Annotated in this window: 14 protein-coding genes; 5 read left to right on the forward strand and 9 right to left on the reverse strand. The window is 62.9% G+C overall.

Features of this window, described 5'->3' with window-relative positions; all coding sequences use genetic code 11:
• The first annotated feature begins 113 nt into the window (after positions 1-113).
• Together BLT09_RS04710 and mazG are read left to right on the forward strand one after the other, a co-directional pair.
• Positions 114-1,298 (forward strand): amino acid aminotransferase, encoded by a 1,185-nt coding sequence (locus tag BLT09_RS04710; protein ID WP_091591765.1) that lies wholly within the window; start codon positions 114-116, stop codon positions 1,296-1,298.
• An 87-nt stretch (positions 1,299-1,385) separates the two neighbouring features.
• The gene (mazG, locus tag BLT09_RS04715) at positions 1,386-2,210 is read left to right on the forward strand and encodes a nucleoside triphosphate pyrophosphohydrolase (protein WP_091591086.1); all 825 of its coding nucleotides are present in this window, start codon (positions 1,386-1,388) and stop codon (positions 2,208-2,210) included.
• A 6-nt stretch (positions 2,211-2,216) separates the two neighbouring features.
• Here the strand turns inward: mazG and hflX are convergent, their stop codons facing one another.
• The 9 genes from hflX to BLT09_RS34820 form a co-directional block, all read right to left on the reverse strand.
• Complete coding sequence (gene hflX, locus BLT09_RS04720; protein ID WP_091591088.1) at positions 2,217-3,608, reverse strand: GTPase HflX; 1,392 nt, start codon at positions 3,606-3,608, stop codon at positions 2,217-2,219.
• Positions 3,609-3,854, reverse strand: a complete 246-nt coding sequence (hfq, locus tag BLT09_RS04725) for an RNA chaperone Hfq (protein ID WP_006202172.1) — start codon at positions 3,852-3,854, stop codon at positions 3,609-3,611. It abuts the gene before it with no gap.
• Between the two features lie 145 nt (positions 3,855-3,999).
• Entirely contained in the window at positions 4,000-4,860 is an 861-nt protein-coding gene (locus BLT09_RS04730; protein WP_091591090.1) for a D-amino-acid transaminase, read from the reverse strand.
• A gap of 187 nt (positions 4,861-5,047) precedes the next feature.
• Positions 5,048-6,409: a nitrogen assimilation response regulator NtrX gene (ntrX, locus tag BLT09_RS04735; RefSeq protein ID WP_027153990.1), complete on the reverse strand. Its 1,362-nt coding sequence runs from the start codon at positions 6,407-6,409 to the stop codon at positions 5,048-5,050.
• The gene (locus BLT09_RS04740; protein ID WP_167366341.1) at positions 6,399-8,684 is read right to left on the reverse strand and encodes a sensor histidine kinase NtrY-like; all 2,286 of its coding nucleotides are present in this window, start codon (positions 8,682-8,684) and stop codon (positions 6,399-6,401) included. The genes ntrX and BLT09_RS04740 overlap by 11 nt, the downstream gene beginning before the upstream one ends.
• A gap of 169 nt (positions 8,685-8,853) precedes the next feature.
• Positions 8,854-10,314 (reverse strand): nitrogen regulation protein NR(I), encoded by a 1,461-nt coding sequence (gene ntrC / locus BLT09_RS04745; protein WP_023799224.1) that lies wholly within the window; start codon positions 10,312-10,314, stop codon positions 8,854-8,856.
• A complete protein-coding gene (locus BLT09_RS04750) occupies positions 10,311-11,453 on the reverse strand; it encodes a two-component system sensor histidine kinase NtrB (protein ID WP_091591092.1) in 1,143 nt (380 codons plus the stop codon). The genes ntrC and BLT09_RS04750 overlap by 4 nt, the downstream gene beginning before the upstream one ends.
• Complete coding sequence (dusB, locus tag BLT09_RS04755) at positions 11,450-12,478, reverse strand: tRNA dihydrouridine synthase DusB (protein WP_091591094.1); 1,029 nt, start codon at positions 12,476-12,478, stop codon at positions 11,450-11,452. Before dusB ends, BLT09_RS04750 begins: the two co-directional genes overlap by 4 nt.
• 192 nt (positions 12,479-12,670) lie before the next feature.
• Complete coding sequence (locus BLT09_RS34820; protein WP_236473405.1) at positions 12,671-13,411, reverse strand: hypothetical protein; 741 nt, start codon at positions 13,409-13,411, stop codon at positions 12,671-12,673.
• Positions 13,412-13,471: 60 nt separating this feature from the next.
• Here BLT09_RS34820 and BLT09_RS34825 point away from each other — a divergent pair, with 60 nt between their 5' ends.
• The 3 genes from BLT09_RS34825 (at position 13,472) to BLT09_RS04775 (ending at position 16,550) form a co-directional block, all read left to right on the forward strand.
• A complete protein-coding gene (locus tag BLT09_RS34825; protein WP_236473404.1) occupies positions 13,472-14,521 on the forward strand; it encodes a LuxR family transcriptional regulator in 1,050 nt (349 codons plus the stop codon).
• Between the two features lie 263 nt (positions 14,522-14,784).
• Complete coding sequence (locus BLT09_RS04770) at positions 14,785-15,720, forward strand: alpha/beta fold hydrolase (RefSeq protein WP_208602478.1); 936 nt, start codon at positions 14,785-14,787, stop codon at positions 15,718-15,720.
• Positions 15,717-16,550 carry a class I SAM-dependent methyltransferase gene (locus BLT09_RS04775; RefSeq protein ID WP_091591100.1) on the forward strand — a complete coding sequence of 278 codons (834 nt, stop codon included), beginning with the start codon at positions 15,717-15,719 and terminating at the stop codon, positions 16,548-16,550. The genes BLT09_RS04770 and BLT09_RS04775 overlap by 4 nt, the downstream gene beginning before the upstream one ends.
• Positions 16,551-16,584: the final 34 nt, after the last annotated feature.

Raw genomic sequence — 16,584 nt, forward strand, 5'->3', positions numbered from 1 at the left:
GGATTTCTGTGTCCAGTCTCCCGGTGGGCGGTTTTCAGCCTGGCGCAACTGAAAACCGCTGGCGCAGCACAGCCGATTTGCGTATCACTCCGCCGCCAACGGAAACCGCGCCGATGTTCGAAAACCTCCAGCCTGCCCCAGCCGACAAGATCCTCGCCTTGATCGGCCTCTATCGTGCCGATCCCCGCCCCGGCAAGGTCGACCTCGGCGTTGGCGTCTACAAGGATCGCGATGGCAAGACGCAGGTGATGCGCGCCGTGCGCGAAGCCGAAAAGCGATTGCTGCAGAGCCAGGATACCAAGACCTATCTCGGCCTTGCCGGCGATACCGGCTTCAACACGGCGATGGCGAGGCTGGTTTTTGGCCCTGCGGCCGAGTTTTCGCGCATCCGTGCGGCGCAGGCGCCCGGCGGCTCGGGCGCGCTGCGGCTGGTGGCCGAGCTGCTCAAGAGGACGCGATCCGACGCAACGATCTGGTTGTCGGATCCGACCTGGCCGAACCACATGCCGGTGATGCGCGCCGCCGGCCTGCAGATACGCGAATATCCCTATTTCGACGCAGCCTCAGGTGCTGTTCGCTTCGCGGACATGATGAGCGCGCTGGCGACCGCCAGGAGCGGCGACGTGGTGCTGCTGCATGGTTGCTGCCACAATCCGACAGGCGCCAATCTGGACATCGCGCAGTGGGCCGAAATAGCAGACCTCGTCGTCGAGCGCGGCCTGCTGCCCTTTGTCGACATTGCCTATCAGGGGTTTGGCGAGGGCCTTGACGCTGACGCCGCCGGCTTGCGCCTGCTGGCAGCGAAAGTCCCGGAAATAGTGGTTGCCTCGAGCTGCTCGAAGAATTTTGCCGTGTATCGCGACCGCGTCGGCGCGGCGATGATCCTGGCAAAAGACAGCGCGCAGGCGGATGTCGCAATGAGCCAGATGCTGTCGGCGGCGCGCGCCATGTACTCGATGCCGCCGGATCACGGCGCGGCCGCGGTGCGCATCGTGCTTGAAGACGCCACGCTGCGCGCCGACTGGGAAGCGGAGCTCGAGGAGATGCGCCTGCGCATGCTGCGGCTTCGGGTGCAGTTCGCCGAAGCGCTGCGGCGGCAGTCCAATTCCGATCGCTTCGATTTCGTCGCCAGCCATCGCGGCATGTTTTCCCGGCTTGGCCTGTCCGAAGCGCAGGTCGAGCGGCTGCGCGCCGAGCACGGCGTCTACATGGTCGGCGACAGCCGCATCAACGTCGCCGGCCTGCCGGAGGACGGCATGGACGCGCTCGCCAAGGCGATCGTCTCCGTGCTCGACTGAGGTTTTGAGCAGCAGCGCTGTGGACAATCGCCCCTCGCCTTGCGACGGCGTTGGCTGCACCGTCGGACGCAGGCTAGCATTCAACCGATGAAACCCTCGAAAGATATTTCCCGGCTGATCGAGATCATGGCGGCGCTGCGGGCGCCGGAAACCGGCTGCCCGTGGGACGTCGAGCAGGATTTCTCGAGCATCGCGCCCTACACGATCGAGGAAGCCTACGAGGTGGCGGACGCCATCGCGCGTGGCGACCTGGACGATCTGCGCGACGAGCTCGGCGACCTGCTGCTGCAGGTCGTCTACCATGCGCAGATGGCCGAGGAGGCCGGTGAATTCGCCTTTGGCGACGTGGTCCAGGCCATCACCACAAAAATGATCCGCCGCCATCCGCATGTCTTCGGCGACGATGAGGCGCGCAGCGCCGGCATGGCCAAGGGCATGTGGGAGAAGATCAAGGCCGAGGAAAAAGCCGAAAAGCGAAATGCCCGCCTCGCCCGCGGGCACGATCCGGAGGACCATGGCAAGGGTTTTCTGGACAGCGTACCGGTCGCTCTGCCCGCTTTGACGCGGGCGCTCAAGCTGCAGGAAAAGGCGGCCCGCGTCGGCTTCGACTGGAGCGAGGCCACGCCGATCCTCGACAAGATCGAGGAAGAGATCGGCGAGTTGCGCCACGCCCTTGCCAAGGGCGATACGGCTTCGATCAAGGACGAGTTCGGCGACATGCTGTTTGCCGTCGTCAATCTCGGGCGTCATCTCAAGGTTGATTCCGAAGCGGCGCTCAGCGGCACCAACGAGAAATTCCGGTCGCGGTTCCACTATGTCGAGCACGCGCTGGAAAGGTCCGGAAACACCCTGGAAAAGGCGACGCTCGACGAGATGGAGGCGCTTTGGCAGCAAGCTAAAAGCGCGAAGTAACAGAAATTACCCGTTGTTTTTACGGTGTAATCTGGTTTCTATCTCTTCGTGTGCGCTTCGCGTCGCTTTGAGCGACACGGTTATACCGCCATCTTCATTGTCGGTGCGCGAGACGACGTCGCCATTGCGGTAGAGCCAGTCGACGAGCCCAAGCTGGTCAGGCTTGAGCGTGACGGTCTGCGTTTCCAGTTCACCTGAAACTCGCGTCTCGATGATCGCCTTCAGCACATCGATGCCCTCGCCGGTGGCGGCCGATATGGCAATCGGCGGTGCCTTGCTGCCGTCGATCCCGTCGGCGAGCAACCGCTCCCGGTTGCCCTCATCGAGCCGGTCGATCTTGTTCCACACTTCGATGACGCGCCTGCCGTCGCCGGCATCGACGCCGAGATCGGCGAGGATGCGCTCGACATCCTCGGCCTGGGCGGCCGTGTCGGGATCCGAAATATCGCGCAAATGGATGACGAGATCGGCCTCGACCACCTCTTCGAGCGTTGCCCGGAAGGCCGCGATCAGATGCGTCGGCAGGTCCGAAATGAAACCGACGGTGTCCGAAAGGATGACCGGCGTGCCGTGCGGCAGCCGCACCCGACGCAGTGTCGGGTCGAGCGTGGCGAACAGCATGTCCTCGGCCAGCACCCCAGCTCCAGTCAGCCTGTTGAACAGCGTCGACTTGCCGGCGTTGGTATAGCCGACAATGGCCACGACCGGGAACGGCACCTTCTTGCGCTTGGCGCGGTGCAGGTCACGGGTGCGTCGCACTGTTTCCAGCTCGTGCTTGAGCTTGTTGATCTTGTCCTGCAGGACACGGCGGTCCGACTCGATCTGCGTTTCGCCAGGGCCGCCGAGGAAACCGGCACCGCCGCGTTGGCGCTCGAGGTGAGTCCAGCTTCGCACCAGCCGGCCCTTCTGATAGTTGAGGTGCGCCAGATCGACCTGCAGCGTGCCTTCCTTGGTCCGCGCGCGCTCGCCGAAAATTTCCAGGATCAGGCCGGTGCGATCCAGCACCTTGGCGTTCAATTCCTTTTCCAGATTGCGCTGCTGCACCGGCGTCAGCGGATGATCGACAATGACCAGTTCGGCACGGCCCTCTTTGACGATCTCGGCGAACTCCGCGACCTTGCCGCTGCCGAGCAAGGTGGCAGGCCGGGGATCGTTGACGGTCACAACCGCGGTATGGATCGGGTCGAGGTTTATGGCTTGGGCAAGGCCGACCGCCTCGTCGTGGCGGGCCTCGGCAGAACGCGTCAGGCGCGGGCGATTGGTGTCTTCATCGCCGCGCGGCTGGCGGGTAAGCACCGGCACGATGACCACGGCCCGGGTCGGGCCTTCGGCCTCCGCCCCCGGCTGATATGCTGGTTTTTCGCGAACGCTGCGATCCGCGTCTTTCTTACGTGCCAATCAGGCGCCCTGGCTTTCCTCGCCATCGAACATCTGAACCGGCTGGCTCGGCATGATCGTGGAAATGGCGTGCTTGTAGACGAGCTGGGAGTGGCCGTCTCGACGCAGCAGAACACAGAAATTGTCGAAGGAAGTGACCACACCGGTCAGCTTCACGCCGTTGATGAGGAAGATGGTGAGTGGGTTTTTGCTTTTGCGAACTGAATTCAGGAACAGGTCCTGAAGATTTTGCGATCGTTCCGCCATTGTTCTTGTCTTTCGCCGATCCCCTTCGGTTTGCAGGCCAATGCGCCAAATTAACCGGCACATGTCAAGCGCGCAAACATCGTCTTGCCGTCAATAACGACAAGCAGAACGAGATATATTGATGTTCATTCCACCTGTGCGGTTATCAGGCTGGACTTTTTTCCGCAACGTCAAAAAAGGCGTGCCGCAAGGAAAGTGTTATCGAGCCCGGATGGCCGTTGGCGACCGGAGCACCGTCGATCGCCACGATCGGCATGGCGATTGTGGTCGCGGAGCTGATGAAAACCTCGCGCGCGGCCTTGGCTTCGGCGACCGAAAAGCCCCGCTCCTCGATCTTCAGGCCGAGCTTGGCGGCCACTTCGAACAGCGTGGTGCGGGTGATGCCGCGCAGGATGCCGTGCTCGGCCGGACGCGTCACCAGCACGCCGTCCCTGGTGATGATCCAGGCGTTCGACGACCCACCTTCCTTGACGGTGCCGTCGGCATCGATGAACCAGGCTTCCTGGGCGCCGGCTTCCTTGGCCTTCTGCTTGGCGAGCACGTTTGGCAGCAGGCCGACCGACTTGATGTCGACCCGGTCCCAACGGTTCTCCGGCACGGTGATGACCTTGATTCCGCTTTCGGCCCTCCTGGCGGCAGCAGCGGGGTCGGCTTTCCTGGCGGTAACCACCAGCGACGGCTTCGTGCCCGCCGGGAAAACAAAATCACGGCTGGCGACGCCGCGCGTCACCTGAAGATAGACCAGGCCATCGGCGACATGGTTGCGGCGGACCACCTCGCGCAGGATAATCGGCAACACGCCCGGCGTGACCGGCCAGTCGATCGACAATTCGGTCAGCGAGCGGTTCAGCCGTCCGAGATGGCGAGGCATGTCGACGATGAAGCCGCGCGCCACCTCGCAGACCTCGTAGACACCGTCGGCGAACTGATAGCCACGGTCCTCGATATGCACGAAAGCGTCGGCGTGAGCGACATAGCGCCCGTTCACATAGGCAATGCGCGGCATGGGTCACCCCTGAAGAAGTCAGCGCATGGCCCCCGAAAATCGGAATCCATTTTTCGGGGAAGACCATGCGCAAAAAACAAAATGCTACAGCGTCGTTGCGCGTCCCAAAAGACGCGCGGCAGCGTTTCTTATGCGATTCCGCCGCCGCCGTAATCGATAATTGCGTAGGCCACGACCGGATTGGCTATCAGACGCCCAGCGATTTCAGCTTTCGGTGAAGCGCCGAGCGCTCCATGCCGATGAACTCGGCCGTTTTCGAGATGTTGCCGCCAAAACGGTTGATCTGGGCGATCAGATAGTCCTTCTCGAACTGTTCGCGCGCTTCACGCAACGGCAGCGCCATGATGTGCTGATCGGATTGGTTCGGCGTGCGCGGCATGACATCGCCGATCTCGGCAGGCAAGAGATCGGCGGTGATCGGTGCGTCGATATCGTCGCCGCGCGCCAGGATCATCAGCCGCTCGACGTTGTTGCGCAACTGGCGAACGTTGCCTGGCCAGTTGTGCGCCTGCAGCACCGCCAGCGCGTCGTCGCCGATGCGCCGCGGCCGGATTCCGGCCTGGCGGGCGATCTGCTTCATGAAATTGTCGACAAGATAGGGGATGTCCTCACGCCGCTCGGCCAATCCCGGCACCATGACCGGAACCACCGCCAGGCGGTGATAGAGATCCTCGCGGAAACGACCGTCGGCGATCATCGCCTCCAGGTTCTGCGACGTCGACGAAATGATGCGGACATCGACCTTGACCCGTTTGGTGCCCCCTACCCGCTCGAACTGCTGCTCGACCAGCACGCGCAAGATCTTGTTTTGCGTTTCGCGCGGCATGTCGGCCACTTCGTCGATGTAGAGAATGCCGCGATGGGCTTCCTCAAGCGCGCCGACCTTGCGTTCGACACCGTTTGATTCGGTACCGAACAGCTCGACCTCCATGCGTTCGGGCGTGATGTTGGCGGCGCTCAGCGTGACAAACGGGGCGCCCTTGCGCGCCGACAGCGTGTGGATGGCGCGTGCCGCGAGTTCCTTACCCGAGCCGGAGGGGCCGATGATCATGACGCGGCTGTTGGTCGGCGCGACGCGCTCGATGGTCTGGCGCAACTGGCTCATCGCCGACGACATGCCGATCAGGTCGAAGGTTTCGCCGCTGCGCAGCTTGAGATCCGAAACCTCGCGTCTCAGCTTCGAGGTTTCAATGGCACGTTCGGCGATGAGGATCAGCCTGTCGGCCTTGAACGGTTTTTCGATGAAGTCATAGGCGCCGCGGCGGATGGCCGAGACCGCCGTCTCGATGTTGCCGTGGCCCGAGATCATCACCACCGGCAGGCTCGGATGCATCGTCTTGATCTCGTCCAGCAGCGCCAGTCCGTCCAGGCGTGAGCCTTGCAGCCAGATGTCGAGGAAAATCAGCCTCGGCGCCCGGTCGGCGATCGCCGCCAGGGCGCTGTCGGCGTCGAATGCCGTGCGGGTTTCGTGACCTTCGTCGCTCAGGATACCGGCGACAAGCTCGCGGATGTCTTCCTCGTCATCGACGATGAGAATGTCAGACGCCATTACCGACCTTTTCAGTTTCTCTTTCGGGTTCTGTCCTGCCTTCGCCGCGCGACGGCACAGTGGCGGCGAGTGGCAGGATGATGCTGATCATCGCGCCTCGCCCGTCGTGGAAATCCGCCGGCGCGTCATGCAATTCGAGCCGGCCGCCATGGTCCTCCACTATCTTCTTGACGATAGCGAGGCCGAGCCCGGTGCCCTTCTCGCGTGTCGTCATGTAAGGCTCGAGCAATCGCTGGCGGTTCTCGCGCGGCAAGCCCTTGCCGTTGTCGATGACATCGATGCGAATCGTATCATTCTGGCGCCCGGCTTGAATCCGGATTATGCCGTGCGAGCGGTCCTTTTGATCAAGTCCGTCAATCGCCTCGGCTGCGTTCTTGATGACGTTGCCAAAGGCCTGCGCCATCAGGCGGCTGTCGAACGTGCCTTTGAGCGGTTCGTTGCCGAATACGCGCTCGAAGGTGATATCGGAGCGGCTCACCTCGACGAGGAACGAGGCTTCGCGCAACGATTCGCGCAAATCGAGGGCCTTCATTTCGGGCTTGGGCATGCGTGCGAAAGCGGAGAACTCGTCGACCATGCGGCCGATGTCCTCCACTTGCCTGATGATCGTATCGGTGCACTGATCGAAAACCTCGCGGTCTTCGGTGATGACCTTGCCGTAGCGGCGCTTGATGCGCTCGGCCGAAAGCTGGATCGGCGTCAGCGGGTTCTTGATCTCGTGGGCGATGCGCCGCGCCACATCCGCCCAGGCCGAAGAACGCTGCGCCTGGACCAGATCGGTGATGTCGTCCACCGTCACGACATAGGATTTTTCTTCCGAACCGTCGTCGCCGGCCTCGACCGTGATCTGCACGTTGAAGGTGCGCTCCGCGCCGGCGCGATAGAAGGTCACCTGCTCGCGATGGACAGGCTTGCCCGACTTGCGGCCGATCTCGAAGACGCGGCCGACATGCGGCAGCACGGCGGAGAGGTTTTGCCCGAGTGCGGCGGTGGCGGATATGGCCAGCATCGTTTCGGCCGACCGGTTGACGATGGTGACGATGCCATACGGATCGACGCCGATAACGCCGGCGGTGACACCGGCAAGCACGGCTTCCGAAAAACGCCGCCGCTCGTCGATCAAATCCTTGGCGGACAGAATCTCGTTACGCTGCGATTTCAGTTCCAGCAGCATCTTGTTGAAGGTGTCGCCGAGCGAGGCGACGTCGCCGTCGGAGGGCCGAACCGGCACGGCAACGTCGAGATTGCCGGTCGCGACCTCGTCGGCCGCGCCGATGAGCTGGCGGATCGGCCGCACCAGGCGGTCGGCCACGGCGATGCCGGTCCAGATGGCGGACAGGATGATGATCAGCGTCAGCGACAAATAGGGAAGTGCAAAGGCCACCTGCGAGGTGCGGCGACTGTCTTCGAGGCCGCGATATTCGTCGGTGTTGGACCTGACAATCTGCCGCGCCTTGATCACCTCGGGATCGACGAGCCGGATGGTGTAGAGATAGAGCCCTTCGATCTCGCGCAGTTTGACGATGGCGCCCATGATGTTGCGCGTCTTCGGCTCGATCAGCACCGGCCTGCCGTCAGCGGCACCGCTCATGGCGCCTTCCGGCGGCTCCGGCATGGCAAAATCGGCGTCGGTCTTGGCGCTCATGACGAACGAACCGTCGGACCTGATCAGTGCGGCATGGGCCAGCGAGCGTCCAACGGCTTCCTTGTTCATCAGATCGAGGAAGCCGGTTCGATCGAGGCCGTAGAGCGTGCGGGAGGCGTCGAGATCGTAAGCCATCGACAGGGTCGTTCCCTGGAGGTTGCGCGCGTTCTCCTGCACATAGGCATCGGCTATCGACAGCGACGAATTGACGATCGTCTTGGTGCGGATTTCGAACCAGCGATCAAGACCGATATCGAGCGTGATCGAGGCGATGATCGCCACCATGATGGCGGGAATCGCGGCGACCAGCGCGAACATCGCGACGATCCGCACATGCAGCCGCGACGCCGCCTTGCCGCGCCGGCGCGCCATCACGATACGATGTACTTCGCGGCCAACCAGCGCGATCAGGAACAGGATGAACGCCGCATTGACGGCGATTAGCGCCAGCGTTGTGCTCTCGTCCGGCGTGATCGGCGTGGCGCCGACGAGGATGGCGAAGGAGATCGCCGCCGTAACCAGCGCACCGGCAATTGCCACCACGCCCGGCAGCGCAAGCAGCCGGCGCCCGTCACTTGTGCGGGGTTCGCTGAAAAGCGTTTCGCTCAGTCTCGATGCCCGTGGAGCCATGTCGCCGTCTAGAGCCAGTGATTGCGTCGGATGTATGCAACGCATTGTGGCGATTATGCAACAAGTGTGGCCTGGACGGAACTGTTTCGGCGCTCGATCCCCCGGAAAAGGCTCGCTCTGTCACACCGGCCCGAAATTCGGGATCGATTTGTTGAAAGAAAACGGCGCTCTAGGCTTGCCTGGTCGATTTGTAGACGTTGACGCCGAGTTCGCGAATCTTCTTGCGCAGCGTGTTGCGATTGAGCCCGAGGAGCTCCGCAGCCTTGATCTGGTTGCCGCGGGTTGCCGTCATCGAAGCAAGCACCAGCGGATATTCGACCTCGGAAAGGATACGCTGATAGAGGCCGGCGGGTGGCAAGTCGCCGGCGAACGAAGCAAAATAGCGCTGCAGAAAATGCTCCACCGCCTGGCCGATGGACAGGTCGTCGGGAATGAGGTTGCCGCCGCCGGGAACGACCGGCCTCTCGCCGGTCTTCAGTTCCGCCTCGATGACTTCGGCAGAAATCTCGTCCTGCGAATAGAGCGCGGCAAGTCTGCGGACAAGATTTTCGAGCTCGCGCACGTTGCCCGGCCACGGATAGCGCTTCATCAGCTCGATGCCGCCCGTGGAAATGCGCTTGGTCTGCAGGCCTTCGCTGGCGCCAAGCTTGAAGAAGTGCCGGACGAGATCCGGAACGTCCTCGGACCGCTCGCGCAGCGCCGGCAGCCTTAGCGGCACGACATTCAGGCGATAGAACAGATCCTCGCGGAAAAGCCCTTGATTGATCAGCGTGCGCAGATCCTTGTTGGTGGCGGCGACGATGCGCACGTCGGTCTTGATCGGCGTGCGGCCGCCGACGGTGGTGTATTCGCCCTGCTGCAGGACACGCAGCAGGCGGGTCTGCGCCTCCATCGGCATGTCGCCGATCTCGTCAAGGAAGAGCGTGCCGCCTTCGGCCTGCTCGAAACGGCCGGTGGAGCGGTTCTGCGCGCCGGTGAAGGCGCCCTTCTCGTGCCCGAACAGTTCCGATTCGATCAGGTCGCGCGGGATCGCAGCCATGTTGATCGCGACGAAGGGGCCGCCGCGGCGGCGGCCATACTCGTGCAGTGCGCGCGCGACCAGTTCCTTGCCGGTGCCCGATTCGCCTGAAATCATCACCGTCAGGTCGGTCTGCATCATGCGCGCCAGCATGCGGTAGATATCCTGCATGGCGGCCGAGCGGCCAACCAGCGGCATCGTTTCCGGCGGCTCGTCCGCCCGCGCATCGATTTTCGGCCGTCGGGGCTCGGAAAGCGCCCGGTTGACGATGTTGAGAAGCTCGGTCAGGTCGAACGGTTTCGGCAGATATTCGTAGGCGCCGGTTTCGGAGGCGCGAATCGCGGTCATGAACGTGTTCTGGGCGCTCATGACGATGACGGGCAGTTCCGGTCGCGCCTTCTTGATGCGCGGCAGCATGTCGAAGGCGTTTTCGTCCGGCATGACCACGTCGGTGATGACGAGATCGCCCTCGCCCGCCGCCACCCAGCGCCACAGCGTCGAGGCGTTGGACGTCACGCGCACCTCATGGCCGACGCGCGAAAGCGCCTGATTGAGGACGGTGCGGATGGCCGCATCGTCGTCGGCGACGAGAATATTGCCGCGAACCGTCATTTGCGGTCTCCTTCGCCATCGTCGTCAGTGCCGAGCGGCGTTTCTTTCCAGGCTGGCATCAGGATGCGGAAGGTGGTTGCGCGCGGCGTCGAATCGCATTCGATGATGCCGCCATGCTCGCCGACGATTTTCGCGACCAGCGCCAGACCAAGTCCCGACCCATTCGGCTTGGTGGTGATGAAGGGGTCGAACAGGATCGGCAGGATATCTTCGGAGACGCCAGAACCGTTGTCGCGCACGCAAAATTCCAGCGGCAGCGACACGCGGCCCTGCGATCCTGGAACGGAAACACGAATGCCCGGCCGGAACGCGGTCGACAGGGTGATCTCGCCTTGCGGATCGCCGCCAATGGCCTCGGCCGCATTCTTGACCAGGTTGAGGAACACCTGGATGAGCTGGTCGCGGTTAGCGAAAACCGGAGGCAATGATGGATCATAATCCTCCAATATCTTGATCCGCTTGGCAAAACCGTTCTTGGCAATCGCTTTCACATGGTCGAGCACGACATGGATGTTGACCGGATAGCGATCGATGGGCCGCTCGTCGGAAAACACCTCCATGCGATCGACGAGCGAGACGATGCGGTCGGTCTCGTCGGTGATCAGCCGGGTCAGCGCGCGATCCTCGTCGGAAGCCGACAATTCGAGCAGTTGGGCGGCGCCCCGGATGCCGGATAGCGGGTTCTTGATCTCGTGGGCGAGCATCGCGGCAAGGCCGGTCACCGAGCGTGCCGCACCGCGGTGCGTCATCTGACGATCGATCTTGTCGGCCATCGACCGTTCCTGGAACATCACCACGACGGAGCCCGGGAATTCCGACACCGGCGCGACATAGAGGTCGACGACCTTCTCGATGCCGAGGCGCGGCGACGATACGTCGACCCGGTATTCGTTGACGGGTGCCCGGCGCTCGCGCACCTGGTCGACAAGCGTCAGCAACGGACTGCCGAATGGAATGAGCTTGGGTAATGTGTTGCGGGCGAGCATGGTCGCGCTCGAGCGGAAGAAATCCTCGGCATCGGCGTTGGCGAAGGTGATGAACCCTTCCGCATCGAGCATGATCACCGGGCGGCGGATGGTGTTGAGCACGATGTGTGCGGCGTCCGCCATGTCCATGTTTTGTGCAACGGTGGCATTCATGCTGCGCTCCGCAGGTTCATCGGTTCGGCAGCGCTTGAAAACACCTCGCGCAACGCGGCAATGACGCGGACGGGCTCGAAGCAGGTAAGGATGGCCTTTCGCTGCTCATCGACGACGCCAGCGGCGTGGCGGTCGAGATACCAGCCAAGATGCTTGCGCGCCTGGCGTACGCCGCTTTCGATGCCGTAGAGCGACAGCATGTCCTGGTAGTGGGCAACGACGTAGTCGGCCAGCGCTTGCGGGCTTTCCGGCACACCGGGCGTCGCCTCTTTTGCAGCGCCTGCCGCGATGCTGCCTGCCGTCCATGGCACGCCGTAGTGCGCGCGGCCGATCATCACCGCGTCGGCTCCCGACTGGTCGAGGATCATTGCTGCCTCCGCCGGCGAGCCGACATCGCCATTGGCAACGACCGGGATCGAAACAGCCTGCTTTATGCGTGCGATGGCGCGCCAGTCGGCCTTGCCCTGGTAGAACTGGCAGCGCGTGCGGCCATGCACCGTCACCATCTGAACCCCCGCCTGCTCGGCGCGGCGCGCCAGAACAGGCGCATTGAGCGCGCTTTCGTCCCAGCCGAGCCGCATCTTGACCGTGACCGGCACCTCGACGGCGCCGACCACCGCCTCGATCAGCGACAAAGCGTGATCGAGATCGCGCATCAGCGCCGAACCGGCATAGCCGCCCGTCACCTTCTTGGCCGGGCAGCCCATGTTGATGTCGATGATGTCGGCGCCCTCGCCCGCGGCTATACGGGCGCCCTCTGCCATATGCACCGCCTCACGGCCGGCAAGCTGGACCATGTGCACCGGCAGCCCGGAATGGCGGATGCGCAGGCCGCAACCGGGTCTGCCCCTGGCAAGTTCGCCGCTCGCCACCATCTCCGACACCACCAACCCGGCGCCATGCGCATAGGCACGCTGCCGGAACGGCTCATCTGTTATGCCCGACATGGGCGCGAGAAAAGCGCGATTGCGGATTCTCACACGACCCATATCCAGCGGAGATGCCAATTTGGTCAGGTCAAGCATGCACAAAAACCAAGCATTTTTAATAGCTGCACATTCACTAGCCAGAATGGCGGCAATGTGCAACGCGCAATGACGTCGCATTAAGGCGCATTTGGGAAAATGCTGGCACTAGCCAAAGTGCGGTGCGTAGTTGGGGACGCTATTGGCACTTTGACCCTGAACATTAAAGGGGACAGATATACGGTAGAAAGTTCAAAGGGTGAACGGGATTGGTTGGAAGCCATTGACATCGAGCAGTGGCTTTTCCTCCCAAAGATAATCGCCGGTGAGGTTGACGTGTTCCCATCCGAGCGGCGAGAGGCTGTCGAGGAGATGTGATCGTGAACGACAACCAAACGAGCCCTTTCCGCTTTCCCGGAGGAACGAATGAGCCAACCCTCTCAAGGCGAAAAGCAGCCCGACAACGCGAAAAGCGTCGATCACCTCGAACGTGGCCGAAGGCATTATGAGCAACGGGCCTGGGCCGACGCCTACGAAGCGCTTGTACTTGCGGACAGCACTTGCCCTCTGGGGACCGACGACCTCGAACGGCTCGCGATGTCGGCGTATCTGATCGGTCGCGAACAGGATTATCTCAAAGCGCTCGATCGAGCCCATCGAGCTTTCCTCGATGCCGATGAGTGTGCGCGCGCGGCCCGCTGCGCGTTCTGGATCGGGTTGTGCCTTCTCTTTCGGGGCGAGACCGGTCCAGCGACCGGATGGTTCGGCCGCGCCGAGCGCATCATTGCCCGAGAAGGAGGCGAGTGCGCTGAGGAGGGATATGTGTTGCTGTCCCGCGCGGCGCGGTGTCTTGCTGAGTCGGATTCGCAAGGGGCATACGACGCCGCAGCAAAGGGGGTCGAAGTCGGAGAGCGTTTCAGGGAACCGGATTTGATCGCCTGTACCCGTCACCTTCAGGGTCAGGCCCTCCTGCAACAGTGGCAGGTCGAACAAGGCCTCGCGCTGCTTGACGAGGCCATGGTCTCGGTGGTCGCCGGAGAGCTGTCCCCGCGCATGACCGGTCTGATCTATTGCAGCGTCATAGATAGCTGCATGCAATTCTATGCGTTCGACCGCGCTCGGGAATGGACTTTCGCGCTATCGAGATGGTGCGAAGGACAGTCGCAGCTCGTCAGCTTTACAGGCGCCTGCCTCGTGCATCGGGCGGAGATCATGCAGCTGCAAGGTGCATGGCCGGATGCGGTCGAAGAAGCGCATCGCGCTTGCTCCGGATTTCCCGAAGAAGTCGGGCAGCAGCCTCCAGCCGCGGCGTTCTATCGGCGAGGAGAATTGCATCGCCTTCGGGGCGAATTCACGGCCGCCGAGGAGGCCTATCGGGACGCCAGCGCCCGTGGGCTCGAACCGCAGCCTGGGCTCGCCTTGTTGCGGATGGCGCAAGGGCGCCTTGACGCGGCGACCATCGCAATTCGTCGTACCGTGAACGGCACATCCGATCGACTTCAGCGTGCAAAACTGCTTCCGGCCTGCGTTGAGATCATGCTGGCAGCGGGCGATGTCGCAGGAGCGCGCGACGCCTGCCGGGAACTGGAGGAGATTGCCCAGGATATCGGGGTGGCGGTGCTGGGCGGAATGGCGGCACATGCCCGCGGATCCGTCGAGTTGGCAGAAGGCGATGCCGCGGCGGCACTTTGGTCCCTGCGTCAGGCCTTCGAATTCTGGCACAAGGCCGGGGCTCCTTATCAGGCTGCTCGCGCTCGCGAGCTTGTGGGACTGGCCTGCCACGCGCTCGGCGACGAGGAAGCGGCGGGGTTGGAGTTGGAGGCCGCGAAAACCACATTCCAACAGCTAGGCGGCGCCCCGGATCTCGACCGAATTGCCTCGCATTCGCACGGGACGGAGTTCGCGTACAGCCATGGTCTGACGAAACGCGAGCTGCAGATTCTCCGGTTGGTGGCTGCCGGCAGAACAAACAAAGTCATAGCTTCCGAACTGTTCGTGAGCCAGCGGACGGTCGATCGGCACGTCAGCAATCTGTTCGGCAAGCTCGACGTCTCGTCCCGCGCGGCCGCAGCATCATACGCCCACAAGCACAGGCTCATCTGAAATCAACCTGCCTTCGTAGTGGCGGAAACTACCCATTCTGCCACCGGCGCAATTTGGGTAGTTTCGCCGAAGCGCCGACCCTTCCGCCATCGTAGCGTCGATCTGGACGAACCCGCCGAGCAGGGGCGGCGCGTCGGTGCGTATAGCTACCGGCACAGCCTCATGCCCGTGCGAAGCACTGGCACGGACAGTGCATCCGACGACGAAGACACGGGTGACTTCTCTCAACCCGGGACGAACCCGACGAAACGAAGGAGGAGACGATGGCCGAAGTGCTGAAGCGGACAATGCAAATCGACGCGAAAGCCGATCGCACGATCACGGGCAACGACGCGCGGGCGTGGCTGCTGTCGATGATGCCGGTCACTGAGCGTCGTCTTGATCTGGCCGGTATCCCGACCGCCGTGCTTGAAGGCGGTGATGGGCCACCTCTCGTACTCCTGCACGGGCCGGGCGAATATGCTGCGAAATGGTTCCCGATCGTGCCGCAGCTCGTACGATCCAACCGGATCGTCGTTCCTGACCTTCCCGGTCATGGCGCCTCGGTCGTGCCCGGCGGCGCCGTCGGACGGGATCGCGTGCTCGATTGGCTGGGCGGGCTGCTCGACGCGACGTGCCCAAGCCTGCCGGTGGTGGTCGCGCAGATTCTCGGCGGCGCCATCGCAGCCCGTTTTGCCGCAGGCCACAGTGAGCGGCTCAGCCGGCTCGTACTCGTCGACACGTTTGGCCTGGTGCCCTTCCACCCGGCGCCAGAGTTCGGGCGCGCACTGAATGAGTTTCTGGCTGACCCGAATGCCAACACGCATGACGGCCTCTGGCGGTACTGTGCCTTCGATCTGGGCCGCCTACGCGGGCGGATGGGAGACGGCTGGGACCGGATCAAGGCCTACAACCTCGATCGGGCCTGCACTGCGTCCCTTCACGCCACGCAGCAGAGCCTCATGGAGCAGTTCGCGATGCCCGCAATTCCGCGCGCCGAGCTCGATCGCATCGCCGTACCAACGACCTTGATCTGGGGTCGGCACGACCTTGCGACGCCACTCTCGGTCGCCGAGGCTGCCAGCAAACGATTTGGCTGGCCGCTGCATGTGATCGAGGATGCCGCCGACGATCCACCGATAGAGCAGCCCGAAGCATTCTTGAAATCGCTCGACGCAGCGTTGGGCCGCTCGCCGGCACAGAAGGGAGCAAGCCAATGAACCTTGCCGAACAAGAAGACACGCGGGCGCGGTGGGACAAGATCGCGCGGGGCTACGACAAAACCAACACGCCGACGCAGATGTGGCTGGGTAACGAGGGCTTGAATCGAGCCGGACTTCGGTCCGGGATGCGATTCGTGGACGTTGCAGCTGGCAGCGGGGCGCTCAGCATCCCGGCGGCGCGCATCGGCGCGCAAGTTATGGCGACGGATCAGTCTCCAGTTATGCTCAAGCTGCTCGGTGAGCGAGCACGTCAGGAAGGTCTGGGCATCGAAACCCGCGTGATGGATGGTCATGCCCTTGAGCTCGAAGACGGCAGCTTCGACATGGCCGGATCGCAGTTCGGCGTCATGCTGTTTCCTGACATGCCGAAGGGTATCAGTGAGATGGCCCGCGTGGTCAAGCCCGGCGGCCACGTGCTGATGATCGTCTACGGCGACCCGCACAAGATCGATTTCTTCAGCTTCTTCGTGGGCGCGATTCAATCTGTTCGCCCGGATTTCACCGGCCCTCCGATGGACCCACCACCGCTGCCTTTTCAACTCCGGGATCCGCAGCGTCTGCACAAGGAACTCGCGGCAGCGGGTCTGAAGGACATCAAGGTGGAGACGATCACCGAAACCACCGAATTCCTGACCGGCGCGGATCTCTGGGAGTGGGTGGTGTGGAGCAATCCGATCGCCGAGACGGTGCTTGAGCAATTAGGTCTGACAGACAGCGAGCGGATCGTCATCCAACAGACCATGGAGACGCTGGTTCGCGAGCGTGCCGGCGGAAATGGTCCCGCACTGCTTTCCAACCCGATCAATATCGGGATTGGCACCAAGTAACCAAGGTCACCGAACGGAAGCCCGGCGTTTCTCG

The organism is Mesorhizobium muleiense (genome assembly GCF_900099905.1).
Lineage (GTDB): Bacteria > Pseudomonadota > Alphaproteobacteria > Rhizobiales > Rhizobiaceae > Mesorhizobium > Mesorhizobium muleiense.

Excerpts from the sequence above, each read along its gene's own strand:
- mazG (WP_091591086.1), top strand. The coding sequence starts at position 1,386 with ATGAAACCCTCGAAAGATATTTCCCGGCTGATCGAGATCATGGCGGCG.
- BLT09_RS04750 (WP_091591092.1), bottom strand. The coding sequence starts at position 11,453 with ATGAATGCCACCGTTGCACAAAACATGGACATGGCGGACGCCGCACAC.
- BLT09_RS04770 (WP_208602478.1), top strand. The coding sequence starts at position 14,785 with ATGGCCGAAGTGCTGAAGCGGACAATGCAAATCGACGCGAAAGCCGAT.
- BLT09_RS04775 (WP_091591100.1), top strand. The coding sequence starts at position 15,717 with ATGAACCTTGCCGAACAAGAAGACACGCGGGCGCGGTGGGACAAGATC.
- ntrC (WP_023799224.1), bottom strand. The coding sequence starts at position 10,314 with ATGACGGTTCGCGGCAATATTCTCGTCGCCGACGACGATGCGGCCATC.
- hfq (WP_006202172.1), bottom strand. The coding sequence starts at position 3,854 with ATGGCGGAACGATCGCAAAATCTTCAGGACCTGTTCCTGAATTCAGTT.
- BLT09_RS34825 (WP_236473404.1), top strand. The coding sequence starts at position 13,472 with ATGACCGGTCTGATCTATTGCAGCGTCATAGATAGCTGCATGCAATTC.
- BLT09_RS04710 (WP_091591765.1), top strand. The coding sequence starts at position 114 with ATGTTCGAAAACCTCCAGCCTGCCCCAGCCGACAAGATCCTCGCCTTG.
- BLT09_RS04740 (WP_167366341.1), bottom strand. The coding sequence starts at position 8,684 with ATGGCTCCACGGGCATCGAGACTGAGCGAAACGCTTTTCAGCGAACCC.
- BLT09_RS04730 (WP_091591090.1), bottom strand. The coding sequence starts at position 4,860 with ATGCCGCGCATTGCCTATGTGAACGGGCGCTATGTCGCTCACGCCGAC.
- ntrX (WP_027153990.1), bottom strand. The coding sequence starts at position 6,409 with ATGGCGTCTGACATTCTCATCGTCGATGACGAGGAAGACATCCGCGAG.
- dusB (WP_091591094.1), bottom strand. The coding sequence starts at position 12,478 with ATGCTTGACCTGACCAAATTGGCATCTCCGCTGGATATGGGTCGTGTG.